Source organism: Paenalicyclobacillus ferrooxydans (assembly GCF_001399675.1).
GTDB lineage: Bacteria > Bacillota > Bacilli > Alicyclobacillales > Alicyclobacillaceae > Alicyclobacillus_B > Alicyclobacillus_B ferrooxydans.
The window spans coordinates 156,791-180,263 of record NZ_LJCO01000033.1; the positions used below are offsets into that span (position 1 = coordinate 156,791).

Consider the following 23,473-nt stretch of genomic DNA (forward strand, 5'->3'; position numbering starts at 1 on the left):
CTTACACGAAAGTTTATACTCCAAACCAAGGAATACAAACTAGCTAGTTACGGCAGCATTTTGTAGGGTACACCGAAGATCGGTGTAGACAAAAAGGAGGGGGCAATTTGAAAGGGTTTACAAAGAAAACTGGCGTTGCTGTACTAAGTGTAGCGACCATGGGTGCTCTGCTTGCAGGTTGCGGAACATCGAACGGTAACTCCACATCAGGCAGTGGGAACTCTGCGAACACGACTAACAGCACGACCTCGACTGGGACCGGAAATAGCGGCTCTCTTGAGATTTTTAGTTGGTGGACTGGTGTTGCTAGCAGCAAGGCATTGCAACAGTTTATCAATCAGTACGAGAAACAGTACCCGGGTGTCAAAGTGGTCAATGCAGCTGTTGCAGGTGGAGCTGGTTCCAACGCGAAGGCTGTTCTTTCAAGCAGAATGGAGGCAGGCAAGCCGCCTGGAACGTTCCAGGTCCACGCTGGAAACGGAAGCCTGTTGTCTTGGGTGCAAGCAGGTGACATGACCCCGCTGAACTCACTCTACAAACAAATGGGCTGGAATACTAAGTTCCCCCAATCTCTCTTAAATCTCGTTACTTTTAACGGCAAAATTTACGCTGTTCCGGTCGATATGCAACGCGACAATGTCCTTTGGTACAACAAGAAGGTTTTTGCAAAGTACAACTTGACTCCGCCGACAACGTTCAACCAGTTCTTCACAGATGCTCAGGTGTTGAAGTCTCACGGTATTACGCCGCTGGCGCTTGCAAACCATGGCAACTGGGAGACCACCATTTTATGGAGTGACGTCTTGCTCGGAACCGTGGGATACACCAAATACGACCAATTGATGAGCGGTAAGGTCGGTTGGAATGATCCAGGTGTCACTCAAGCGACAAATACCTTCCTGAAAATGATGCAGTACACGAATTCTGATTACAACTCACTGCATTGGGCTCAGGCCGACGGCTTAGTAGCACAGGGCAAAGCTGCCATGAACGTACAAGGTGACTGGGCACAGGGTTACTTCACTACTACAGCAGGCTTAAAACCAAATGTTGATTTTGGCTGGGCCCCGACACCAGGTACGCAAGGCGTCTTTGCCGCCGTATCAGATGTCTTCGGGTTACCGTCCAAGTTGACGGGCACAGACAAGACGAACGCGGAAAACTTCCTAAAGGTATTGGGATCTTCTGAAGGGCAGAAGGCCTTCAACACTCTGAAGGGGACCATCTCTCCGAGACTTGATGCGAACCCGTCAGATTACAATGCTTACGGTCAAAGCGCCATGGCATCGTATAAAAAAGACAAGCTTGTCTTGACTCCTACACAGGGTGGATTGAACCCAGGATTTACCACGGCTTTGCAAAATGCGATGACTCAGTTGATCAGCAGTCAGAATGTGAGCCAGTTTGTATCAGCTCTACAAAGTGCTGCCCAACAAAATCCGTTAAGTTAAACTAACCGGTTCTGAACAACTGCGGTAGAAAGAATGTAGTTGAGACCAGACGGATGGGATGTCCGTCTGGTCTTAGTTTTAAAAAGGAGGTTTGTCATGAATCAGTCAGGACAAACAACGGCATCTGAAAGCCCAGTGGGTGTCAATAAAATACGTCGTCCGCGGGTCCGCGTTGAGACACTATGGGCAATTTTTACGCTCATCCCGTCCATCATTTTGTTAGGTGTGTTTGTGTACTATTTCATTTTCTGGACTGGATACGTATCGTTCACAAAATGGAACAGCTTTATTCAAGATATGCATTTCAACGGATTTCGAAACTACGTTGCTATTTTCCAATCGTTCCGGTTTCAGTCTGACCTGAGGAATATGGTGTTTTTTACGGTTTTCTTTATGCTGGGCTGTCTCATTCTTGGCTTGTTCCTCGCAATTTTGGTCGACCAAAAAATTAAAGCGGAAGGGTTCTTCCGCAGTGTATTTCTGTACCCAATGGCTATTTCCGCAGCGGCGACTGGTGTGATTTGGAGTTGGCTGCTGAACCCAACGACAGGTTTAAACCTGATTTTGCATGCATTTGGTATTAAGCACGTTCCACAATGGTACTTGTCCACGAGGATTCTTCCGAATGTGCACATTGCATCGATCAGCGGCGGATTCCCGTTAGCCATGATTGCCGTTCTGATTGCGAGTATCTGGCAATGGTCCGGTTTTGCGATGGCTCTCTATTTAGCAGGCCTTCGTGCAATACCTGAGGAATTGAAAGAGGCTGCACGGATTGACGGTGCAAAGGCGATGCGACTGTTCTTTTCAATTACCCTTCCACAACTTCGACCAATCACGACAACTGCAGTCGTCATGCTCATGGCGTCGTCGCTTAAGGTATTTGATTTGCTGTACGCCATGACGGGTCCGGGAGCAAACTTTGTGACCGACCTGCCTGCATTGAACATGTTTGATACAACATTCCAAGGGAATGAGTTTGCCCAGGGAGCTGCCATTGCGACGGTATTGTTGATCTTGGTGCTGATTTTCATCATTCCATACCTGATTGGGACACTTCGCAAGGAGGTGAGCAAATGAGAGCACGTGTTTTTAATCGCACCATTTTGTATGTCGTGCTGGTCATTTTTGCCGCCGTATTTTTAATACCTGTCTATTTGCTCATCATTACCGGGTTGAAATCCAATTCAGCTGTTGGTCTTAGTCATATGTGGGCATGGCCGAATCCGTTGGGATTCTCGGGACTTTCACAGGCATGGCAACAAGTGGCCCCTGATATGTTGAACAGCGTATATCTAGCCGTATCAGCGACAGTTGTGGTAACGATTCTTGGTGCCATCAACGGCTATGCTTTAGCAAAATGGAAGTTTCGCGGTTCTAACGTTATATATTTCTTTATTCTACTCGGCATGTTTATCCCCTATCAGAGTACCTTGATTCCGCTCATACGCATCTTGGATAAAGTCGGATTATTTGACACCATACCAGGTTTGGCTCTGGTACACATTGTGTACGGTATTCCCATGATGACACTGATTTTCAGAAACTTCTTTGCTGATATACCAGGTGAATTGATTGAATCAGCGCAAATCGACGGTAATGGCTATTGGGGGGTATTTCGACACATCATGCTCCCGCTATCCATTCCTGGGTTTGTGGTTGCGGCAATTTGGGAGTTCACACAGGTTTGGAACGACTTCCTGTTTGGCGTTGCGGTGACTGACCCGCCGAACCAACCAGTCACTGTTGCCATTGTGAATATTGCAGGAAGCCAGCACATCCAGTGGAACGTACTGATGTCTAGTACTCTGTTAGCGTCTTTACCGACGTTGATTGTTTACCTGGTACTCGGGCGATATTTCGTTCGCGGGCTGTTGGCTGGGTCTGTTAAGGGATGATTCGTGTGGCACTTTGTGTCTTGTCTTTCGAAGAGACGCGTGCAGAGATTTCAATCCGAAATCAATGTGTTATTAGAGCAGTTGTGAGGAGGACATTGTTGTGACGCATTCTATCGATGCGCGCGCAATGAGACGCATGAACCGCGCCAACGTATTTCGCAAGATCTTTGAGGCAGATACGATTTCGAGGGTTCAGATCTCGAGAGACATGGGTATGAATAAGGCAACGGTTTCATCGATTGTCGACGATCTAATTCAACAACAGTTTGTTCACGAGACTGGATATGGAGAGTCACAGGGAGGGCGTAAGCCCGTCTTGCTTCAGTTAAACAGCACGGCAGGGTACGTAATTGGTATCGACGTCCAAATTGCGCACATGACCACTGCTGTTTTTTCCCTTAAGGGAGAAGTCGTATGGTTGACACGGCATCCTTTGTACCGAGCAGGTGAACTGTCTACAGTTGAGAGCCTTGTAGATAAATTAGAGGGACAAATTCGGCGGGCTATGGGGCAAGTTCCGCGCAGCCCACATGGGGTTCTCGGCGTTGGAATCGCGCTTCCTGGCATGGTCAATGCACGCACCGGATATGTTTACTATTTACCCAACTTGGAGATTTTTGATTGGGCCATGAAAGACGATTTGGGAGCTCGTATAAAACTCCCGATATTTATCGACAACGATGCGAACTGTGGGGCACTCGCGGAGCATATCGTATCTCAAACCGCAAATCTGGCGTTTGTGAATGCCGGGATTGGTGTGGGGGTCGGCATTATCGCGAGTGGACAACTCTATCATGGTCAAGATGGTCTCGCAGGTGAATATGGGCACACGACAATTTCTGCGATGGGCCTTCGATGTTCTTGCGGAAGCTACGGATGCTGGGAAGAGTATGCATCTGAGCGAGGACTTTTGCGAATCTTGCAAGACCGGGGCAAGGAATTGAATACTAAAATTCCCGATCCTGAATTTATAGAACGATGCATCGGAAAAGCAAACGCGGGAGACGAATCATATCTTGAAGGCTTCGCTGAACTAGGGAAGAACCTGGGTTTTGGCATGGCCAACATCTGCAACTCTATTAATCCCGCGCGAATCATGCTTGGCGGATCTGTTGCCCACGCGTATCCGTTTATCATCGAGTCGATTAGTCAAGTGCTGGGGCAACGAGCCGTCGCGAAGAACAAAAGTATCAAGGTAGAACAGGCCGACCCGGAGAGCGTTGTACGCGGTGCTTCCAGGCTCGTCCTGCAACAGGTACTATTTGGTGCAGAATAAAGACGTAATGAACAGTTTCGACTCTGTGATCAGACAGAAAAGAGTACGCGCCAGAAAAGAGTATCAGCCAGAACATGCTTCACATGGCAGTTAATCTATCGGCCCCTGTGACACGTCTACCGATCCCGCTGACGCCTGTAAATTGAGCAACGGTCCGCCGTGTCCGATGGACCCCTCGACGTCAGATGGCTTGTTCACGGTAAAGTTTGCGTTGGGAAGTCGAAAGTCGATGCTGCCTGCCGATGTCTGGATGGTAAATTGCAATGCAGGTGGAACTTGTGCGGTGGTGATGACAACGCGGCCCGCACTGCTCCGGGCTGAAATGTTGTGTGTGATGTCCTGCAACTTGAGGTTGATCGACCCCGCTGAACTCTCTGCGTCGATGTTTCCATTGACGCCAATGGCGTTGACGGATCCGGCGTTTGACTGCAGGTTCACGTTGCCTTTGACATCTGTCAGTGTCACCGAGCCGGCGTTGCTCCCAGCTTGTACGGCACCTGTCAGGTTCGATGCATTGACCGATCCAGCATTTGAATGGAGTGTGAACGCTGCCGCCTTCAGGTCTTCGATTGTCACACTGCCGGCCATGGCTTGTGCGTTCAGTGTCTTGTAGAGATGCTGCGGGATTTGTACGTCCACCATCAGGTGAACCGAATTGAATCCAAAGGACAGCATTGGGCTGCGCTTATGCAGCGAGATCGTCACTTGATTGCCGGAGCGGCTCACGTCAAAGACGAAGTCGCTTGGATTGACACCAATCAGAGTGCCATACGCATGAGCTGTCAGTTGGTTCGAGTTTGAAGGATGAATATGGACGGAGGCAGGTTCGGCGGTGATGACCAGCGATTGAACAGAAGTGCCGTCGAGCGTCTTTGATTGGTTAAAATTCTGAGCTGTCTGCTCTGTTGCACTTTTAACTCCGCCGTGCATTGCGGACAGAACGTACTGCAGCCCGCTTTCGTGTTGAACAGAGGCTGTTACTGCCATGCCCCCGATCCCAATCAAGACCAGCCCAGTTGCCACAAGTGCAATCTGTTTCAACATCTTACTTTCCCCCTTCAATCACCCGCAGGTTCAGTTTTAGATACCGAATACAGAGTTGCCCGAACAGCCTGGTCAGGCTGATGGCTCCAACCGCGAGCAGCCAACCCACACCTTCCACCGTCACCATTGCAAATATGGCCAACAGCGGACTCAGAACACCTAGATATGCAGAACCAACAATGATGCCAATCAAGGCGGCGATGGGAGCAATGATAAAGCTGAACGCCACCGCGTACAGCGCGATCAGGACACCGACGACAGCGCAGAATGGTCCAAGAACGATAACGATGTTAAAGAATCCGAGCCCAATGACCGCCAGCACCGCGCGCAACACATTCGGGATGCTCGTCGATGTCTCCGCCTGCTGAACATACGCTGTGGCCAAGAGCTCTTTGGCAATCATCTTTGGGTTCCCGAGTCTTGTCACCGCTTCGACTTCGGTCGATCCGTTTTCAATCGCGGACCTGATGTGCTCTTCGTAGTCGTAGAGCATCTCGCGCCTCTCCGAAACCGGAACCCGTGCTAACAGCCTGTTTAGTTCGCGAAGGAATTCCTGTTTTGTCATGGAGATGCATCCTCCTCAATGACCTGGTTCACGCTGGTGTAGAATTCGCGCCATTCCCGAACCTGGTCGGCCAGGTATTGCTCACCCTTTGTCGTCAGGTGGTAGTACTTGCGAGGAGGGCCTTCCGAAGATTCAGCAAGGTATGTCGTGAAAAGGCCTTCCTTCGTCAACCGTCGTAAAATGGGATAGACGGTCCCTTCCGCGATTTCAAGTGTTTCGGACAGTCTATGTACAAGCTCGTATCCGTATCGATCCGCTTTCGCGGTTAACGCGAGCACACACAACTCCAATACGCCCTTCTTGAATTGCACATTCATATGTGTGACAACCACCTCGAGGTCTTTCTGCTCAGTAGTGCACCTTGTACAGCAACAGGTTCGCAATGAACCGGTACGACTACAATATAACAGCCACTACTAAACAATGCAAGGTACTGAAATGACCAATTTATATCATCGAATCAACGGACACTCCACGGTGAGTTGAAATCGGTTCATTCAGATACGTGTCTATTCGGCAGGTTCATTCGGAGGATGGTTCAGACAGCCACAGGTTTATTCAGCCACAGGCTTATTCAAGCGCGAGTTTATTCAGGCATTGGCTGAAGCAGTGGGCGCAACAGCGCAATTGACAGAACAGCGCAGAAAGTAGAGATGCAACCGGCAACGAGCAGTCCGTTCGAATCTCCGATGCGTTGCCCTAACCAACCAAACACGCTGATGCCAAGCGTTTCGGCTATATTGAGGGAAGCGAAAAAGAGGCCAAAAATTCGACCCTGTAAGTCACGGGGGATATGTAATTGCAGAACCGTCATTACGCTCGCTTGTTCCATGCCCCACCCGAGTCCTTGCAGGAAGGAGAAAACTGCAACGAGACTGAACGAATGAGAGAGCCCAATGGCGAACATCGCGAGCCCTTGGAGCGGCATATTGAGGAGAAACATCGGGACGACGGCAGCATTTTTGAGCCATCTTGTGGAGCCAAATGTGATGGCCAGCATCCCAATGGCTTGGATGGCAATCAGAAGGCCATAGCCGCTGCTGCCTCTGTGAAAATGAAATGACAGGCCTAATGCAAGCACATTAAACGCTGTCAGTCCGAAAATGAACACGCTGTACGCAGTGAGCATAGTCCGCAGAAATCGATCTGAAAAGGCATACTGGATGCCACCAAGCAACTGCTGCATCATGCTCTCAGTACGGCTGCTTTCGTCCAGGCCGTTCGTTTCGTCCAGATTGCCTTGCTCAAGCTTGCTTCGTGTACTCACAACTTCCTGTTGTGTGGTTTTCGATGGAATATATAGTGTACAAATGAGAGACAAAATTTGGCTCCCGGATGCAGCATAGAACCCCCATGCAACTGATGCTTTCGATACCAATATCCCCCCAAGTAACGGTCCAACGATAAAAGAGAGATTCAATGCAGAACTGACGATGGCATTCACCTTCGGCAGCGCAGAGTCGGGAACCAGTCTCGGGATCAGTGTGCTTGTGGAAGTGGACTCCAGCATTCCACCAACTGCAGTGACTGCGGCAAGGAGCGTAAGCCAGGGTATGGCGTGAATTTGTGCCATCACAGCAAACAGGATGATGCGGCCTGTAAGCGAGATCGCCATCAGCAATTTGGGATTGAAGCGGTCAACAAACAAACCAGAGATGGGAGTGAATCCTGTTGAGACGAGGAGCCGAGTGCCGAGAACCAATCCGGCAAGTGCCATGGAATGGCTCATGAGGAAGACGGCAACCGGCAAAATTGTGATTGCGATTTGGCCGCCGAGCGCTGACAAGCCTCGGCTGGCTGAAAGCGTGAAGGCACTGCTGAATCGTGACTGATGGACTGATGAATTTGGCACCGGCATTCAGGGTCCTCCGTTGTGTTGACGATTTGGGAGCCGCAGTCACAACAGACAGAGGGCCCGATTGCCAAACGACCCATGCACAACAGGGGGTTCAAGCAGAGAAATCCTGCAAGTCATGCCTGCGGAGAACCCCTGCGCCAGGGGCTACTCACGGTAGGGGCTTCCGAAAACAAGGAGTTTCTGCGCAGGGGTATCCTACAGGGTAGAATTTCTACGGCAGGGGCCTACTTTGGCCCGAGGCTGCCCACAGCAGCGGCTTCCTACGGCAGAGGCTTCCCTCGCGATGTGACATAGAGCTTGTACCACTCTTCACGGGAGAGTTTGACTTGAAGGGCCTGCCCACAGGCGCGGATCCGGTCTGTATTCGTTGTTCCGATGACTGGCTGAATGCCTGCTGGATGTCTCATCAGCCAAGCGAGCAGAACGGCTTCTGCGGAGGTACCTTTCTGTTCTGCCATCTCTTGTACGAGCTTCGCTGTAGCGCGAACGTTGTCAGGTTGGCCATCCAGAGATCGGCCGCTCAAGTAACCGAGTGCAAGCGGTGACCAAGCCTGTACCTGAATGTTCTGCAGGTGCATGTATTCCATGGTGCCGTCTGGAAACACATTGGCTCTGGCTGCTTCCTGATTCACGTGAACGCCTGTTTCCACAAAACCATGCTTCAGGAGACTCATTTCTAATTGGTTGATGACGAATGGGTGATCCGAGTACGCTTGCAAGAGTTCAATTTGACCGGCATTCATATTTGACACGCCGAACCAACGTACCTTCCCAGCCGCATGGAGATCTGACAGGGCACTGGCAACCTCTTCGGGTTCCATCAACGGATCGGGTCGATGCAACAGCAAGAAGTCTATGTATTCCACACCAAGGCGTGCCAAGATGCCATCTACGCTCTTGACAATGTGATGCTCCGAGAAGTCATACCGCCCCGGAACGCCGCCGGCTTCCGGAAAGCGAATACCGCATTTGGACTGAATAAAGATCTGGTCACGCAGGCCCGGCTTTGCTTTGAGAACCTCTCCAAAAACGCGTTCGGCTTTGCCCATGCGGTAGATGTCCGCGTGATCGAACATATTGATGTCCGTTTCGAGTGCAGCCTCTACGACTTCGTGTGCCTGTTTAATATGCGCAGCCTCAATGGGGGCGTCGTTCCAGTCTCCACCGAGCCCCATGCACCCGAGCACGATGCGGCTGACAGGTAAATCCCGGTCTTGCAACGGAAATGGTTTCACTGCAATCCCTCCTCACGAACGATGGTATCCGCTAGAAATGGCCAAGTCCAGTAGCCTGTTAAAGCCCGTCCCAGCTCGTTTTCACAAAAAGCAGCTCCAAGCCTCAGCGAAGCGCATCCTGAACCGAATAGCGCGCATCCTCAAGGAGCAGATTTGAGCTTCAACGAAGCACATTTTCGGCGAGGCGACGCCAACTTCAACCAACGAGTAACGGATCCTATTAGGTAATCAGACGTTTAGGTCATCAGGCGTTCAGGTCATCAGCAGTTGAGAATGGAGCGAACAAAACTTCCTCTGTTGTTGAGCTTTCGGGCCCAACGCGTCAGGTGAGCGTACTAATTTTCCCTTATGGCCCCGGTTTGTCGCTCTTTCCGTCGTGGGGACGGAAACAAGGGAAATACTGTTCGTTGTTCAGCTCATCCCTGCCAGAAACCAGCCATTAGCGAACATATCTTCCGCTGTGTCGATCCGGTGGCCGATCCGGTAGCTGATCCGGTGGCTGATCCGCTTCGCTCTCCGGCAACGCCCACTTGCCTTACGCACGCTATCGGACAATCAGTCACCGATAATGCGAACTTCACGCTCGAGTGCCACGCCGAACTTCTCTTTCACGGCTGCCTGAACCGCTTCAATAACCTGAATGTACTCGGAAGCCGTCGCATCGTTGACATTGACAATAAAACCGGCGTGTTTCGTTGATACTTCAGCACCGCCGATCCGCAGACCTTGAAGACCCGCGTCCTGAATCAGCTTGCCGGCAAAGTAGCCGGGTGGTCGCTTAAAGACACTGCCGCAGGAAGGGTACTCAAGTGGCTGTTTACTGGTGCGCAGAAAGGTGAGTTCATCCATTTTGGCGCGGATGGCCACCGGATCGCCAGGATCAAGAGCGAAGGTTGCCTGCAGCACAATGTCTCCATTTCTCTCTACGTTGCTGTGACGGTAGGATAGATCCAGTTCGTCATTCCGGCGCTCAAGGATCTCGCCATCCCTGGTCAGTACAAGGGCGGATAGGAGTACATCGGATACCTCGCCACCGTATGCGCCAGCGTTCATGTAAACGGCGCCCCCAACACTGCCAGGGATGCCGCAGGCAAACTCGAGGCCAGTCAGTGACTGTGCATAGGCAAAATTTGAGACGCCGATGATAGCCGCTCCACAATCCGCAATGATACGTTTACCATCTCGGCGAATTTCATCGAGGCCCGTCAGGATCATCGTCACACCGCGAATGCCTTCATCAGTGACGATCACGTTCGATCCGTTTCCGAGTACTGTGAGGGCAGTGGCGGCACTCCGAACGAGATCGACCGCATGTTTTACATCTTGTATGGTTCTTGGGAAAATCGCGATATCCGCTTTGCCCCCAAGTTTTGTATAGGTGTGATGAGATAACAGCTCGTTCCTCCGAATGTTCCCGGCTCCGAGAACAGAGGAAAGCGCGTTATAAAGGGTCTCAGTTGTCATAGATGCACCACCGTTTCGCAATACCCTGATTATACATCCTTTTTATGCCTCGCCCAGTCACGGCGCTACTAGCAAAAAGTTATTCTGAATTGTGTCTTGAGTGCCCCCCTGTGCGGGTGACAGTCTGATATGGTGAAGAGGAGATCTTATCACAAGGGGGAACGCCTCATGGATCCAATTCTTTCGTATCTGGTGGATCACCAACAAGAAATGCTTGCAGACCTGCGAACGTTCGTTTGCACAGAGACCCCGTCTACAGATAAAGACAGGCTGGACAAGTTTGCGGAATTCCTGCGCAGCTATGCGGAAGGAATTGGCGGACAGGTCGAGGTTCTGGAGAGCACCGAATATGGCAACCACCTCCGCATAGAATGGGGGATGGATAGAGACAGTCTGTCCTCGAGTGTCAAACCGGTTCTCCTCGTTGGACATTTCGACACCGTATGGTCACTTGGAACACTCGAAACGATGCCGTTTCAGATTGACGCGAATGGGCGTGTTTCTGGCCCCGGCATCTTCGACATGAAGGGTGGACTCGTTCAGGGTTTTTGGGCCATCCGGGCACTGCGAGAGGTGACTCGACACGTGCCGCCGATTGTATTTCTATGTAATGCGGATGAGGAGATTGGAAGCCGATCGTCGCGGCCGTTCATTGAGGCGGAAGCGAAGCGGGCTAGTGCCGCATTGATCCTCGAAGCTAGTCAGGACGGAAAGTTGAAGACGGCACGCAAGGGTGTGGGGATCTATCACGTGACGGTGGAAGGCAAGGCTGCACATGCTGGGCTCGATCCGCTTGCCGGCGTCAGCGCGATCGAAGAGATGGCACATCAAATTCTGACTCTGCACGCACAGACAGACATGGGTGTCGGAACGACGGTGAATGTCGGTGTGGTGCAGGGGGGGACGAGATCGAATGTGACCGCTCCTTCCGCGGAAGCAGAGGTGGATCTGAGGGTTGTGACGACGGCAGAGGCGAATCGGATGAATGAACTCATCCTCGGACTAGAGGCTCACAATCCGCGTGCGAAGGTGCGGGTCACAGGGGACATCAACAGACCGCCGATGGAACGAACGGAAGCAACCGCTAAGCTGTTTGGACTCGCAAAGTCCATCGCGGCAGATCTCGGCTTTGACGTGGACGAAGTGGCCGTCGGCGGGGGCAGTGATGGCAACTTCTGCGCTGCGGTTGGCACGCCAGTACTTGACGGACTTGGTGCAGTGGGTGGTGGGGCACACGCGGTTCACGAACACCTGATTGCCGATGAGATGCCCCGCCGAGCTGCATTGTTGGCGCGGCTGATAGAGCAAATTGCGACCGAAGACCCCAACCGATAGAGCAACTTTCCGCCGAAGACCCTAGCCGATAGAGCAAATTGTTGCCGAAGGCCCTCGATAGTCGGATTCGGTTGACAGTGAGCAGCGTCCATCTCTAGCCCTGGACATGGTAGGGATGAAGACCTCAATTTTGATAACAGCTCGATTTGGCACAGATGAAGACACAGATGAAGACACAGATGAAGACACAGATGAAGACACAGATGAAGACACAGATGAAGACTGGACTTGGCACCAATCAACTGAGTTGTGCCACTGTTGACAGTTTTCAGACAGGTGGTAGCATAAGCACAAATGAGTGGTCCCCTGACAGAATTCCCAATGACAAAAGTGAAGGCGGGGATTTGATGATGGAGTCAACAGCGCACTACCGGTCTCTCCCAACGGGATCCGTTTTTCGTGGACGTACGGTCGTAGTGACGGGGGCGGCACACGGATTTGGTCGGGCGATTGCAGTACTGCTCGTCGAACGCGGCGCAACAGTGATGGCCACGGATGTGTTAGGAGATGAACTTGTCGTTACTGAGCAAGCCATGCAGGAGGCTGCCCAGTACGGTGGTGGGGGCCGTACGGCTCTGCTCGACGTCACGGATGAGGCTAGTGTTCAGAGTCTGTTTCGTAAATTGTCAGCGGATTTTGGAAGTGTTGATATCCTGATCAACAATGCTGGCGGTGTGCTTGGGCAAGTCCACAAGCCGATTGAAGAAGTTACGACCAGCGAATGGCAATCGATTTTGGACGTGAATTTGACGGGCGCATTCTACTGTATTCAGGCGGTGGCACCCCTGATGAAGGCGAATCGCTACGGAAGGATTGTCAACGTATCCTCCGGAGCGGGTCGAAGCTTCAGCTTGACAGGGATCCAGGCATACGCCAGTGCAAAAGCTGGGCAGATTGGACTGACTCGTCAGATGGCCCGAGAGCTTGGCCCATTTCAGATTACCGTGAACAACGTGGCACCAGGGTTCGTTCGAAGTAACCCTACGACGGAGAAACAATGGCAAGCGATGGGTGAAAAAGCCCAGGAAGAACTCATTCACTCCATCTCGCTGCGCAGGCTCGGGACGACAAGGGATATTGCGGAAGCCGTCTTGTTTTTCGCTTCGGATGCTGCGGCGTGGATAAGTGGTCAAGTCATCAGTGTAGATGGCGGACACCACATGTTCTGATGGAGGGCACCCGGTGTAAGGAAAGATGGGGCAGGGTGGTGGAATAGAACGATGGGCATCAGTGGAACAGAATTTCGTTATCGGACCTTGAGCGAAGGTGTGGAGAGTATTGTTCGGAAGATGATCCTGCTCGGAGATCTCGTTCCGGGAGAACGGATCAACGAGGTGCAACTTGCAGAACAGTTGGAGATGAGCAGGGGACCCGTTCGCGAGGCCCTTCGCCGGCTTCAGGCAGAGGGCCTTGTGACTTATCATGCACACCGTGGTACGTTTGTGGCGGAGTTGTCGGATAAGGATGCCGAAGAGGTTTACAAACTGCGCGCATTACTTGAGGTTGGCGCTGTAAAGGCAGCGCTGCCGAACTTCCGCGAGAAACACCTCGGTCATCTGAGGGAAATTGTCAGTCGCTTTGAGGCTGCTTGCCTGAATGAGGATATTTCAGCCATGATTCAGGCCGATCTCGATTTTCACCACCTGATTGTCCAACTCTCCGGAAACGGAAGACTCGTCGACATGTACCAGTCGTTAGACACGCAGCTTGGCGCGATGTTTATCGCTGTGCAGACTAAGGCACCGGATAGGTTAGCGAATGTCGCGAAGCTGCACTTCGATCTCGTGACTGCCTTGGAGTCCAGAGATGAAGACATTATCTGCAGCGCCTTTGAAGACCACTACCTCTCAGCGTGGCAGGCCCTCGATCGGTTGTCCCCATGACAACGGTCTTTTTGCATATCCTCTTGCGCGGGGATGCATGAGCATCTTCCGTATGCACTCCAAACGGGGGTGGGGGATTGCAAGGGACATCTGTCGATGTCGCCCTGATGCTGATGATGTACGGTGTCGCCAAGGTGTGTTTCGGTGTGGCTGAAATCATTCGTGCGCTCAAGGGCGGGCCGGTGAACAAGCAGTGATCACCGGATCCCACGCAACCAGTGGAGTGAGGACGCATCTGTCTTCACTCCTTTTCCACGGGAGCACCTCTGCTTTCGCCCGTTAGGCAGACCTCCCAGGCAGACCTCTCCCAAAATTCCGAACCCCTTTGGGACATGAGTACATAACGTTGTTCGTTCGCCAATCGTAATACCCCCCAAAACAAGGCTTGGCAAGGCGAATGGACACTGGACAAATACCCTCCCGACCAAATGCGCATGGCCATAAGATGTGCGTGAGGAGGAAAGGAGGTTGTGACCATGTATCATCCCTTGTATCTTCAGTCACGGGGTTGGGTTGGTCGTACGGTTCTCGTTCATCATCGGAGCGGACGTACCTATCAAGGAACGTTGCTCCACGTTGAACCACATGGGCTGTACCTGATGCCAAACCGTGTACAACCAGGCCTGATGTCCCACTCACAGGCACCCCGCCAGGTTGAGGACTTGGACCTGAATCCTGCACAGTCAACGAGCATGGATCCAGAGCTCGTGTACGCAGGTGCTGGATACTTTGCCTTTGGAGCGTTAGCCGGGCTTACCCTTGGTGCGATGGCTGGCGGAATGTACTGGTAAAACGCACTTACGTTTTGACATACTGCGCGAAACCGAAGCAAAGTCAGACATCAGGAAAGCGCGGAACAAGAGATGCCTCACTGCCGTCCAATATGGATGCCAGTGGGGCATTCTTCATTTTTTATGACAATTGGTTTAGGGGAATCAACGCGTGTTTGGAATGGACGGGAGTTTATAGGGGATTGAACTGTCAATTAGGGATTGGGTGCAAACAAATTCGACAGGTGCAAAGTTACGACAAGGATTTGCGTTTATGCGACAGGGATTTGCATTTGTCAGGTAGAACACTGTGTAGGAGAAGCGATGAACTTTTAGAGCAAACGCTGCTGAAACAATGCATGGCAAGTGTCGAACCAAAGCACGCCATTGTCGAAACAGAGCAGGGCAAGTGTCGAATTATAGCTTCAATTGTTAAAACACAGCTGGCAAATACCGAACCAGAGCATGGCAACTGTCGAAACACGATCAACTTGGGCCTTGCACTGCATGTTTGCAGAGACAACACGATGACCTTAAAAAGCGATGAATGAGGCACAGCATTGACGAGAGATGGTGAATGAATCATTGAGCAGCATGCGACATCACAAGCGGATCGAGCGGAAAGCACTGGCTCTGGCCGTGTGCCTTCTCGGTGGTTTATCTGTAACCGCATGTAGTCCAGTATCCGCATTGCATCAACTGTCACCGAGTTCTGGGACTACTACCGGTGTTAAGAGCTCGGGAAACGGCACAGGGGCCAAACTGGGGACTGTAAACACTGCTGCTAACCCACGACAATTAGCAAATGAGCCGGGGAATGTTGCGCCGACGTTCGATGGCGTCCCTGTAGGTGGAACTACATTTGACCCACAAGGGCTCTTTGACTTTTATGATGACAGTATCTACGTCACGGAGGCGGGTAACACACTCTACGTTTCCTGGGAGTCATATGCCCATGGTGATGAGGTCTACACGTCAATTGCTCAAGGTGGGCAATGGGTTGTTCAAGACAAGCCCGTTTACAGTCTCGCACCTTTCGCCAAGGATGGGGATTGGTCGAGATACCTGGCAGGCAACGAATTGGCCGTTGTGAATAACCTTCAAGACACCTCGTTTATGGTTAAGTGGAATAGTTCAGGAAACCTTGCGACACAGCAGACGTTATACAATGGCTGGATAGGCGGCGATTTCCCAATCAGCGATGACGGTGGGTGGGCGGTAACACTGCATCTCCCGTACGGTGCACCGACAGGTGGAGCTCGCTACAGCCTTTTTCTGCCGTCCAATCCCGCACATCCCCAGGTGATAACAACGTCAGCGAGCCAGTTCACGGGTGCACTATATGCATTTGATACTGGCTCATCCCGGCTTTATGAGGTTCAGACGACGCCGGCGGGGGCGCATGTTCTTGATGTGTACACTGTTGGTGGAGCAGGCAGCCAATCAAGAGCAGGTGGGAATGGGGCCGTGAGCAGTCAAACTCAGAGTGGATCGAATGGCATCGGCGGGAGCGGAGTCAATTCTACGGCGAGTCAGGTAACGGCCAACAGTTCAACAGGGCAGTCGGCTGGCACTACGAACGCTGTTCCAGTGAATACACAACTGGTAACCGATAGTTCCGGCCAGCCTTTACAGCAGAAGCTTTCTGCTGCACCTGATATCCTGGAAGTCAGTCCTCAGGGTACCGTATATACACTTACTCAAAATCAGCAGGGCGTCATTACAGTAACGGCCTACGACAAGAATCTAAATCAAGTTTCCGTCTGGAACAATATCAAACTTGCAAATCCGTACGCCCAAAACGTTCAGATGTCTGTGACTTCCGGAGTTCCAAAAATCTACGATGTCGTCAACTACCAGGGCGAGACGGCACTACAGCAGATCACGTTGAAATAGCATTTATGTAGATGGGAGCGCGCGAAAGCGCGCTTTCCGAATTTAATAGAGACGGCGATATATGTTTCTAAGTATCCCGGATAGCCTGCCGACTGGATGGAAGCCTTAGTAGAAAAAGAGGAACTGAGTTCCGCTATTGCCTCCGGGGCGACGACTGCGGCAGAAAAAGAGGAACTGAGTTCCGCTATTGCCGCCGGGGCGACGACTGCGGCAGAAAAAGAGGAACTGAGTTCCGCTATTGCCGCCCGTGTGACGACTGCGGCAGAGAAAGAGGAACTGAGTTCCGCTGCGAGGGATCCCGACGGGCCCCCAACCACCCCCTGAAAGAATCACCTAAAAGCACAATTCCCCACACCCGATTTCAAAGTTGTGAACGAGTCGTGTTCAAACAATGAAAGAACCATGAACACCGCTGATAGAGGCGAATGATTGTTGAATCCGTCACAGCATACTAGCGAATATATGTGTGAACACTGCGCAGACGGCTTGCACTGCCTCCTATGAGTTTCTATCTCACAGGCCCTGCGGAGACACGAAGTAGGTGTCGCCGACTCCGCTCAGTTTGTCGGTCTCTGTTCGACAGTGTCGATTCGGAAAGGAGTTGTGAGAATGAGTAATCTCCTTCTTGCGCGATGGCAATTCGGCATCACGACCATCTATCACTTCTTCTTTGTGCCCCTGACGATTGGCTTGGCGTTTCTGATTGCTTATATGGAGACGATGTATGTCACCCGGCATGATGAAACGTACAAACAGATGGCCAAATTTTGGGGCAAACTTTTTCTCATCAACTTTGCTGTCGGCGTTGTGACAGGCATTCTGCAAGAGTTCCAGTTCGGTATGAACTGGTCAGACTACTCGCGGTTTGTCGGGGATGTCTTTGGTGCACCGCTCGCAGTGGAGGCACTCGCATCATTTTTTCTTGAATCTACCTTTCTTGGTATCTGGATCTTTGGGTGGGAGAGACTATCTAAGGGCGTTCATTTAACGGCCATCTGGTTCGTCGCCATTGGCACAACAATTTCTGCGTTTTGGATCCTGACCGCCAACTCGTTCATGCAAGAACCCGTGGGCTACACGATTCGGAATGGACATGCAGAGATGTCCAGCTTTGGGGCGCTGATTACCAACAAACAACTGTGGCTCGAGTTTCCACATGTTTGGTTCGGAGCGCTTTCCACAGGTGCGTTCTTCATCCTTGGCGTCAGTGCTTGGCATCTTCTGCGAGCGCACAAGGCGGAAGCTTTTAAACGGTCGTTCCAGATTGCGGCTATCGTCGGTTTGGCGTCGAGTATCTTGGTCGGCGTTGTCGGCCACGAACAAGCACAGCACCTGGTTCAAAGCCAGCCGATGAAGATGGCAGCTTCCGAAGCACTGTGGAATACCAGCCCGGATGTCGCACCGTGGACTGTTGTGGCTGCGATCAACACAAAGGACCATACAGATTCGATGCAGATTCAGATTCCGGGGATGCTCAGCATCCTGTCTTACAACAAATTGCACGGCAGTGTTGAGGGCATCAACCAACTTCAGGCCCAGTACCAAGCAGAGTATGGACCCGGCAACTACATCCCGCCGGTACGCGTCACATTCTGGAGCTTCCGTATCATGGTGTTGGCTGGTGGGTTGATGGTTCTCCTTGGGATTTGGGGTGTCGTGGCAGTAATACGTAACAAGCTCAGCACTCGGAGAGCTCTATTGCGGATTGCGGTCCCCTCTATTGCATTGCCCTATATCGCGAACTCGATGGGATGGGTCATGACCGAAATCGGCCGTCAACCATGGAGCGTATTCGGACTGCTCAAGACATCAAACAGTGTGTCACCAACCGTTTCTGCAGGCATGGTTCTGACAACTGTGATTGGCTTCACGCTCATTTACGGAGTACTCGCAGTACTGGACGTGATGCTTCTCGTTCGGACACTGAAGTCGGGCATGGACAGTCCAAGTACGCCAAATGTCGCGTCACCAAAAGCGACTATCGCACCACTATAGGAGAGTGAGGGACAGAGATGAACCTTAACATACTGTGGTTTATTTTGATTGCGGTGCTGTTCATCGGGTTCTTCTTCCTGGAGGGCTTTGATTTCGGCGTTGGCATCCTGATGCCATTCCTCGGCAAGACAGATGGTGAGCGGCGGGCCATCATCAACACTATCGGGCCGTTTTGGGATGGTAATGAAGTGTGGCTGCTCACCGCTGGCGGTGCAATGTTTGCCGCATTTCCAAACTGGTACGCTACCTTGTTCAGCGGATTTTATCTAGCGCTCTTCCTACTCCTTGTAGCGTTGATTGGACGAGGAGTGGCGTTTGAGTTCCGGAGTAAACTGGAGAATCCCAAGTGGCGCCGTGTCTGGGACTATGTGATTTTTGGCGGCAGTCTGCTCCCGCCGCTGTTGTGGGGCGTGGCACTCGCAAACTTGATGCGTGGTGTTCCCATTGACGCCAAGATGAACTACGTGGGTACGTTTTGGGGGCTCCTGAATACTTACGCTCTCGTTGGCGGTGCCGCGATGATTTTGCTGTTTATCTTGCACGGGGCACTCTTTCTGTCACTGAAAACAGAAGGTGAACTGCAGCAAAAAGCGAGAAATGTCGGTCTTGCCATTGGGGCGTGGACCACCGTGTTGATGTTGTTCTTCGTCGTGTTGAGCTACTTTGATACCGATATGTTTACACGGCACGGTGTCGATCCCGGTCCTGTCCCGATTCTCGCTGGTCTCGCACTCTTTTCAGTCCAGTTCTTTATCCGGGCTAAGCGGGATGGATGGGGATTTCTTATGACGGGTCTGACGATCGCGCTCTCCACGGTGACCGTGTTCATGGACTTGTTCCCGCGGGTTATGGTGAGTTCGCTGAGTCCTGACTGGAGTCTCACCATCTACAATGCCGCGTCAAACCCGTATTCACTGAAGGTGATGACCATCGTCGCCTTGACACTCGTGCCGATTGTGCTCGCCTACCAAATCTGGACCTACTGGATCTTCCGGCGACGGGTTCATTTGTCGGATCACATGGATTACTGATGAACACGAAAGAGTGGTTTCGCCGCATCCCTAACTTAATACCAGGGTTGACCACGGTCGTTGTGCTCAACTTTGCCAGCGGCCTGCTGATGATTCTGCAGGCCGTCTTTCTCGCAAAAATCGTCACGGATGTATTCTTGAATGACCGCAACCGTGGCGACGTAATGATGCCCATTGCACTGCTGTTCTTCGTCATCCTCCTGCGTGCTGTTGCGACGGGACTGAGCGATAAGGCGAGTGGCGATGTGTCATTGCGAATTCGGGAAGACCTGCGCATGAGCCTTGTCCGTCACCTCTTTCAACTCGGTCCTGTCTATCTGCGCAGAGAGCGAACCGGGGAACTCGTCAATTCAGCTATGAACGGGATCGAGCAAGTCGATGTGTACGCAACGAAGTATTTGCCTCAAATGGCTCACGCATTTCTGATTCCGGTCGCCGTATGGTGTCTCGTCATTGGAACGGATATCTGGTCAGCCATCATTCTCGCCGTGACAGCGCCGCTGATTCCAATCTTCATGATTCTCATTGGAAAAGGGGCAGACTCCATTGCGAAGCGTCAGTGGCGGGCATTGTCGGTACTTGGGGGACACTTTCTTGATGTGATCCGCGGCCTCACAACCCTGAAAGTATTCAATCGAAGCCGCGCCCAGGTGGAAATCATCGAACGCATCACTGATACCTACCGGGAAGCTACCATGCAATCCTTGCGGGTTGCCTTTCTCTCAGCATTGGTGCTTGAATTGCTCACGACCCTCAGCACCGCAGTTGTTGCGGTCATGCTTGGCCTGCGTTTGCTTCACGGGAACATCGATTTCCATCGGGCATTCCTCGTCCTTTTACTTGCACCTGAATTTTACCTGCCCATCCGCATGATTGGCACACAGTTTCATGCGAGTATGAACGGGATCGAGGCGGCAAAACGGATCTTTGAGATTCTCGACACACAGCCCTTGGTCCAGGGAGGGACGCGTCGGATAGTCGAGGTGATCCAATCACAGACAGGTGAAGCCGATGACCACAACGCTCGTGTTTCGTGCTTTGAACACGAGAGTCCCATCTCCATTGAATTCGATGATGTCTCATTTGCATATCCCGGCTCCGAGGTTAATGCTCTGGAGCACGTTTCATTTTGCGTCCCAGCCGGAAAAACAGTGGCTATCGTGGGAGCGAGTGGTGCCGGCAAAAGCAGCCTGTTTGACCTGTTGCTCGGATTTGCCAGGCCTTTGCAGGGGCAAATCCGGATCAATGGTGTAGCTTTATCGGAATTTGAACTATCGGACTGGCGAGCTCATGTGTCGTACGTATCGCAGACAACCCATCTGTTCCCTGGGACCATCCTTGAAAACATCTGTCGTGCCCGGCAAGGCGCAAGCGTTGCCGAAGCCTTGGAAGCGGCACGATTGGCACTCGTTGATGAATTTGTTTGTCGACTTCCGCACGGTTACACCACACGGATTGGTGAAGATGTGCAGCTCAGTGGGGGACAGATCCAGCGTATCGCGATGGCGAGAGCCATCTTGAAACGAGCCCCTGTTGCATGCTTCGATGAACCGACCTCACAGCTCGATATGGTGAGTGAGCAAGCCTTGCAGGCGTCCCTTGAGACTGCCTTGCAAGGGAGGACAGCACTAGTCGCGGCACACCGTATGCAGACCGTCAGGAGGGCCCATCAGATTGTGGTTGTTGAATCTGGCAGGATTGTCGAGCAAGGCACCCATGCCGATCTCGTTTCTGCAGGAGGCACGTACCAGAAGTTGTGGGCTTTTTACAACGACGGGGCGATATTCGATACGGCTGCTCGGGAGTTCGTGCCAGAGGGGGCACGGGTATGACAAACGTCATGTGGTTATTACAGTTTGTGAGACCGTATCGCTGGCGGCTTCTCTTGGCTGCAGGACTTGGATTTCTGGCGATTCTAGCCAACGTTGGCTTGATGGGCACCTCCGGTTATCTGATTGCAGCTGCAGCCTTGCACCCGGCAACCATCCTTCTGTTATGGACTCCGATTGTCGGGGTTCGGTTTTTTGGCATCTCTCGAAGTGTTTTTCGGTATTTGGAACGGCTCGTTTCGCACGATCTCACCTTCCACATCTTGGCCCGTGTACGAGTGTGGTTTTACGACCGGATCGAACAAACAAGCAATGGCACCCGGCTGCTCGAACACCACGGGAGCGCAGATGTATTAACCCGCGCTGTAACCGATGTGGAGTCTTTGCAAAACCTGTACCTCCGGGTGCTGGCTCCACCTTTAATTGCATTGTTCGTGGGCGTGATGTCTGTTTTGTGGATTGCTAGGTACAGTGGGATGACGGCCATCTGGTTTGCAGTCTTCTTTGTCATCACGGGTGCCGTTGTCCCTTGGATCAGTCTGCATCTTGGGCGTCAAGCGGGGAAGGCGCAGGTCCTTCTGCGATCCGATTTTCAGTCGGAGCTCGGCGATGCCCTACGTGGTCTGACGGAACTGACCATGGATGGTCAAGTGGATGCAACCATTCGCTCCCTAGCAAACAAACAGACTGACCTGACGCAGGCAGCTCGACGAGGAACCCTCATCCAAAGTGCAGGGACGGGGGCTTTTGTTTTTTTTACGAATGTTTCTGTTTGGGCTGCACTTTTGGTCCTTATCCCCTTGGTTTCATTGCATGCAGTCAAAGGCGTTGAAGTTCCATCTCTGTTGTTCATCATTCTTGCAAGCTTCGAAGCAGTTATGCCCATCCCCGCATCCGTTCAAGCAATGAATGAAACCTTAGCAGCTGCGCGCCGGATCAAGGAGCTTGCCGGTCATGTATCTGAAGAGATCCCGGCAGCAAACGGAGGGATGCCGGTAACAAATACAGAGGTGCCAGCAATGAGCGCATCAGAGTTGGAACAGGGTCCAATTCATCGTCTGCCCCTTGTACAGGAAGGGGATTCGCTCATTCAACCGCCTGTGCTTTGGATGCGTGACGTTCAGGTACGCTATGACGATGCGTTACCCGACGTTCTCCGCGGGGTCACCCTCCGCTTGGCCCCAGGAGAAAGGGTAGCGGTGGTAGGGGAAAGCGGATCAGGAAAATCGACGATATTCAATATGCTGCTCGGCCTATGCACGTATCACAAAGGCTCAGTGATGTTGGGGGGATACGAACTACGGGATCTGCCTGTAGAATTTGTCCGCAACCAATTTGCTGCTGTGACACAAGATGCATTTTTGTTTCATGTCTCTGTTGCAGACAATCTCAGGCTGGCGAAACCAGGGGCATCTGATGATGAACTGTGTGACGCAGCCAAGACTGCTCAAATTCTCGACCTCATTGAAAGCTTGCCAGATGGCTTTGATACCTTAGTCGGAGAAAACGGGGCGCGATTCTCCGGCGGAGAGCGGCAGCGAATCGCCCTCGCCAGGGCACTTTTGCGCGGTGCTCCGATTCTTCTTCTTGATGAGCCGACAAATGGACTGGATGCGGTAACCGAAGCGGAATTTCTCGAAGCACTGTGGAGTGCTGTGGCAGAGAAGGCGGTGATTTATATAACGCATCGTCTGGCGGGACTAGAGTCGGTTGATACCATTTTGGTCCTGCAGGATGGCCGCGCCGTAGAAGCCGGGTCACCGCATCAATTGCTCAGCCAACCGGATTCCCTGTTTCGTAGAATGCGTCAGATGGCGCACGAACAGATAGACAACAAGTGAGTGATGTGTGATCTGGATAGTAGACCTGATATGACACTTGGACTATCAGTTTCGTTGCACTTGAACTGGTCCTACCAGGAACTGAAGACAGTCCATATGGAC

Annotated in this window: 20 protein-coding genes; 14 read left to right on the forward strand and 6 right to left on the reverse strand. The window is 52.0% G+C overall.

Features of this window, described 5'->3' with window-relative positions:
* Nucleotides 1-107: 107 nt before the first annotated feature.
* The 4 genes from AN477_RS07465 to AN477_RS07480 all read left to right on the forward strand — a co-directional run bounded on the left by AN477_RS07465 (nt 108) and on the right by AN477_RS07480 (nt 4,625).
* On the forward strand, nt 108-1,451 hold the full coding sequence (locus AN477_RS07465) for an ABC transporter substrate-binding protein (RefSeq protein WP_245631751.1): 1,344 nt from the start codon (nt 108-110) through the stop codon (nt 1,449-1,451).
* 96 nt (nt 1,452-1,547) lie between these two features.
* Nucleotides 1,548-2,531, forward strand: a complete 984-nt coding sequence (locus AN477_RS07470; RefSeq protein ID WP_054968536.1) for a carbohydrate ABC transporter permease — start codon at nt 1,548-1,550, stop codon at nt 2,529-2,531.
* Nucleotides 2,528-3,349, forward strand: coding sequence for a carbohydrate ABC transporter permease (locus tag AN477_RS07475; RefSeq protein WP_054968537.1), 822 nt, complete (start codon nt 2,528-2,530; stop codon nt 3,347-3,349). The genes AN477_RS07470 and AN477_RS07475 overlap by 4 nt, the downstream gene beginning before the upstream one ends.
* Before the next feature lie 100 nt (nt 3,350-3,449).
* Nucleotides 3,450-4,625 carry an ROK family protein gene (locus AN477_RS07480; protein WP_054968538.1) on the forward strand — a complete coding sequence of 392 codons (1,176 nt, stop codon included), beginning with the start codon at nt 3,450-3,452 and terminating at the stop codon, nt 4,623-4,625.
* 90 nt (nt 4,626-4,715) lie between these two features.
* On the opposite strand, the gene AN477_RS07485 is transcribed toward AN477_RS07480, so the two are convergent.
* The 6 genes from AN477_RS07485 to murB form a co-directional block, all read right to left on the reverse strand.
* On the reverse strand, nt 4,716-5,669 hold the full coding sequence (locus AN477_RS07485; RefSeq protein WP_054968539.1) for a DUF4097 family beta strand repeat-containing protein: 954 nt from the start codon (nt 5,667-5,669) through the stop codon (nt 4,716-4,718).
* Nucleotide 5,670: 1 nt separating this feature from the next.
* Nucleotides 5,671-6,234 (reverse strand): HAAS signaling domain-containing protein, encoded by a 564-nt coding sequence (locus tag AN477_RS07490; RefSeq protein ID WP_054968540.1) that lies wholly within the window; start codon nt 6,232-6,234, stop codon nt 5,671-5,673.
* Nucleotides 6,231-6,551, reverse strand: coding sequence for a PadR family transcriptional regulator (locus AN477_RS07495; RefSeq protein WP_054968541.1), 321 nt, complete (start codon nt 6,549-6,551; stop codon nt 6,231-6,233). Before AN477_RS07495 ends, AN477_RS07490 begins: the two co-directional genes overlap by 4 nt.
* 269 nt (nt 6,552-6,820) lie before the next feature.
* A complete protein-coding gene (locus AN477_RS07500) occupies nt 6,821-8,092 on the reverse strand; it encodes an MFS transporter (protein ID WP_054968542.1) in 1,272 nt (423 codons plus the stop codon).
* A 260-nt stretch (nt 8,093-8,352) separates the two neighbouring features.
* Complete coding sequence (locus AN477_RS07505; protein WP_054968543.1) at nt 8,353-9,327, reverse strand: aldo/keto reductase; 975 nt, start codon at nt 9,325-9,327, stop codon at nt 8,353-8,355.
* 555 nt (nt 9,328-9,882) lie between these two features.
* Complete coding sequence (gene murB, locus AN477_RS07510; RefSeq protein WP_054968544.1) at nt 9,883-10,791, reverse strand: UDP-N-acetylmuramate dehydrogenase; 909 nt, start codon at nt 10,789-10,791, stop codon at nt 9,883-9,885.
* Between the two features lie 168 nt (nt 10,792-10,959).
* Here murB and AN477_RS07515 point away from each other — a divergent pair, with 168 nt between their 5' ends.
* The 10 genes from AN477_RS07515 (at nt 10,960) to cydC (ending at nt 23,371) form a co-directional block, all read left to right on the forward strand.
* The gene (locus tag AN477_RS07515; protein WP_054968545.1) at nt 10,960-12,126 is read left to right on the forward strand and encodes a M20 family metallopeptidase; all 1,167 of its coding nucleotides are present in this window, start codon (nt 10,960-10,962) and stop codon (nt 12,124-12,126) included.
* Nucleotides 12,127-12,293: 167 nt separating this feature from the next.
* Nucleotides 12,294-13,295: an SDR family NAD(P)-dependent oxidoreductase gene (locus tag AN477_RS07520; protein WP_245631752.1), complete on the forward strand. Its 1,002-nt coding sequence runs from the start codon at nt 12,294-12,296 to the stop codon at nt 13,293-13,295.
* A 51-nt stretch (nt 13,296-13,346) separates the two neighbouring features.
* On the forward strand, nt 13,347-14,009 hold the full coding sequence (locus AN477_RS07525) for a GntR family transcriptional regulator (protein ID WP_054968546.1): 663 nt from the start codon (nt 13,347-13,349) through the stop codon (nt 14,007-14,009).
* Between the two features lie 476 nt (nt 14,010-14,485).
* Nucleotides 14,486-14,800 carry an LSm family protein gene (locus tag AN477_RS07530; protein WP_054968547.1) on the forward strand — a complete coding sequence of 105 codons (315 nt, stop codon included), beginning with the start codon at nt 14,486-14,488 and terminating at the stop codon, nt 14,798-14,800.
* 564 nt (nt 14,801-15,364) lie between these two features.
* On the forward strand, nt 15,365-16,675 hold the full coding sequence (locus AN477_RS07540; RefSeq protein WP_157061860.1) for a hypothetical protein: 1,311 nt from the start codon (nt 15,365-15,367) through the stop codon (nt 16,673-16,675).
* 96 nt (nt 16,676-16,771) lie between these two features.
* Nucleotides 16,772-16,999 (forward strand): hypothetical protein, encoded by a 228-nt coding sequence (locus AN477_RS07545; protein ID WP_054968550.1) that lies wholly within the window; start codon nt 16,772-16,774, stop codon nt 16,997-16,999.
* A gap of 285 nt (nt 17,000-17,284) precedes the next feature.
* Nucleotides 17,285-18,670 (forward strand): cytochrome ubiquinol oxidase subunit I, encoded by a 1,386-nt coding sequence (locus AN477_RS07550; RefSeq protein WP_054968551.1) that lies wholly within the window; start codon nt 17,285-17,287, stop codon nt 18,668-18,670.
* Nucleotides 18,671-18,687: 17 nt separating this feature from the next.
* Nucleotides 18,688-19,701 (forward strand): cytochrome d ubiquinol oxidase subunit II, encoded by a 1,014-nt coding sequence (gene cydB, locus AN477_RS07555; RefSeq protein ID WP_054968552.1) that lies wholly within the window; start codon nt 18,688-18,690, stop codon nt 19,699-19,701.
* Nucleotides 19,701-21,533 carry a thiol reductant ABC exporter subunit CydD gene (gene cydD / locus AN477_RS07560; protein ID WP_054968553.1) on the forward strand — a complete coding sequence of 611 codons (1,833 nt, stop codon included), beginning with the start codon at nt 19,701-19,703 and terminating at the stop codon, nt 21,531-21,533. Before cydB ends, cydD begins: the two co-directional genes overlap by 1 nt.
* On the forward strand, nt 21,530-23,371 hold the full coding sequence (cydC, locus tag AN477_RS07565) for a thiol reductant ABC exporter subunit CydC (RefSeq protein WP_054968554.1): 1,842 nt from the start codon (nt 21,530-21,532) through the stop codon (nt 23,369-23,371). Before cydD ends, cydC begins: the two co-directional genes overlap by 4 nt.
* Nucleotides 23,372-23,473: the final 102 nt, after the last annotated feature.

Coding starts and splice junctions, on each gene's coding strand:
- AN477_RS07500 (WP_054968542.1), bottom strand. CDS start 8,092: ATGCCGGTGCCAAATTCATCAGTCCATCAGTCACGATTCAGCAGTGCC.
- AN477_RS07545 (WP_054968550.1), top strand. CDS start 16,772: ATGGAAGCCTTAGTAGAAAAAGAGGAACTGAGTTCCGCTATTGCCTCC.
- AN477_RS07485 (WP_054968539.1), bottom strand. CDS start 5,669: ATGTTGAAACAGATTGCACTTGTGGCAACTGGGCTGGTCTTGATTGGG.
- murB (WP_054968544.1), bottom strand. CDS start 10,791: ATGACAACTGAGACCCTTTATAACGCGCTTTCCTCTGTTCTCGGAGCC.
- AN477_RS07520 (WP_245631752.1), top strand. CDS start 12,294: ATGAAGACACAGATGAAGACACAGATGAAGACACAGATGAAGACACAG.
- cydD (WP_054968553.1), top strand. CDS start 19,701: ATGAACACGAAAGAGTGGTTTCGCCGCATCCCTAACTTAATACCAGGG.
- AN477_RS07475 (WP_054968537.1), top strand. CDS start 2,528: ATGAGAGCACGTGTTTTTAATCGCACCATTTTGTATGTCGTGCTGGTC.
- cydC (WP_054968554.1), top strand. CDS start 21,530: ATGACAAACGTCATGTGGTTATTACAGTTTGTGAGACCGTATCGCTGG.
- AN477_RS07550 (WP_054968551.1), top strand. CDS start 17,285: ATGAGTAATCTCCTTCTTGCGCGATGGCAATTCGGCATCACGACCATC.
- AN477_RS07530 (WP_054968547.1), top strand. CDS start 14,486: ATGTATCATCCCTTGTATCTTCAGTCACGGGGTTGGGTTGGTCGTACG.
- AN477_RS07490 (WP_054968540.1), bottom strand. CDS start 6,234: ATGACAAAACAGGAATTCCTTCGCGAACTAAACAGGCTGTTAGCACGG.
- cydB (WP_054968552.1), top strand. CDS start 18,688: ATGAACCTTAACATACTGTGGTTTATTTTGATTGCGGTGCTGTTCATC.
- AN477_RS07495 (WP_054968541.1), bottom strand. CDS start 6,551: ATGAATGTGCAATTCAAGAAGGGCGTATTGGAGTTGTGTGTGCTCGCG.
- AN477_RS07470 (WP_054968536.1), top strand. CDS start 1,548: ATGAATCAGTCAGGACAAACAACGGCATCTGAAAGCCCAGTGGGTGTC.
- AN477_RS07515 (WP_054968545.1), top strand. CDS start 10,960: ATGGATCCAATTCTTTCGTATCTGGTGGATCACCAACAAGAAATGCTT.
- AN477_RS07525 (WP_054968546.1), top strand. CDS start 13,347: ATGGGCATCAGTGGAACAGAATTTCGTTATCGGACCTTGAGCGAAGGT.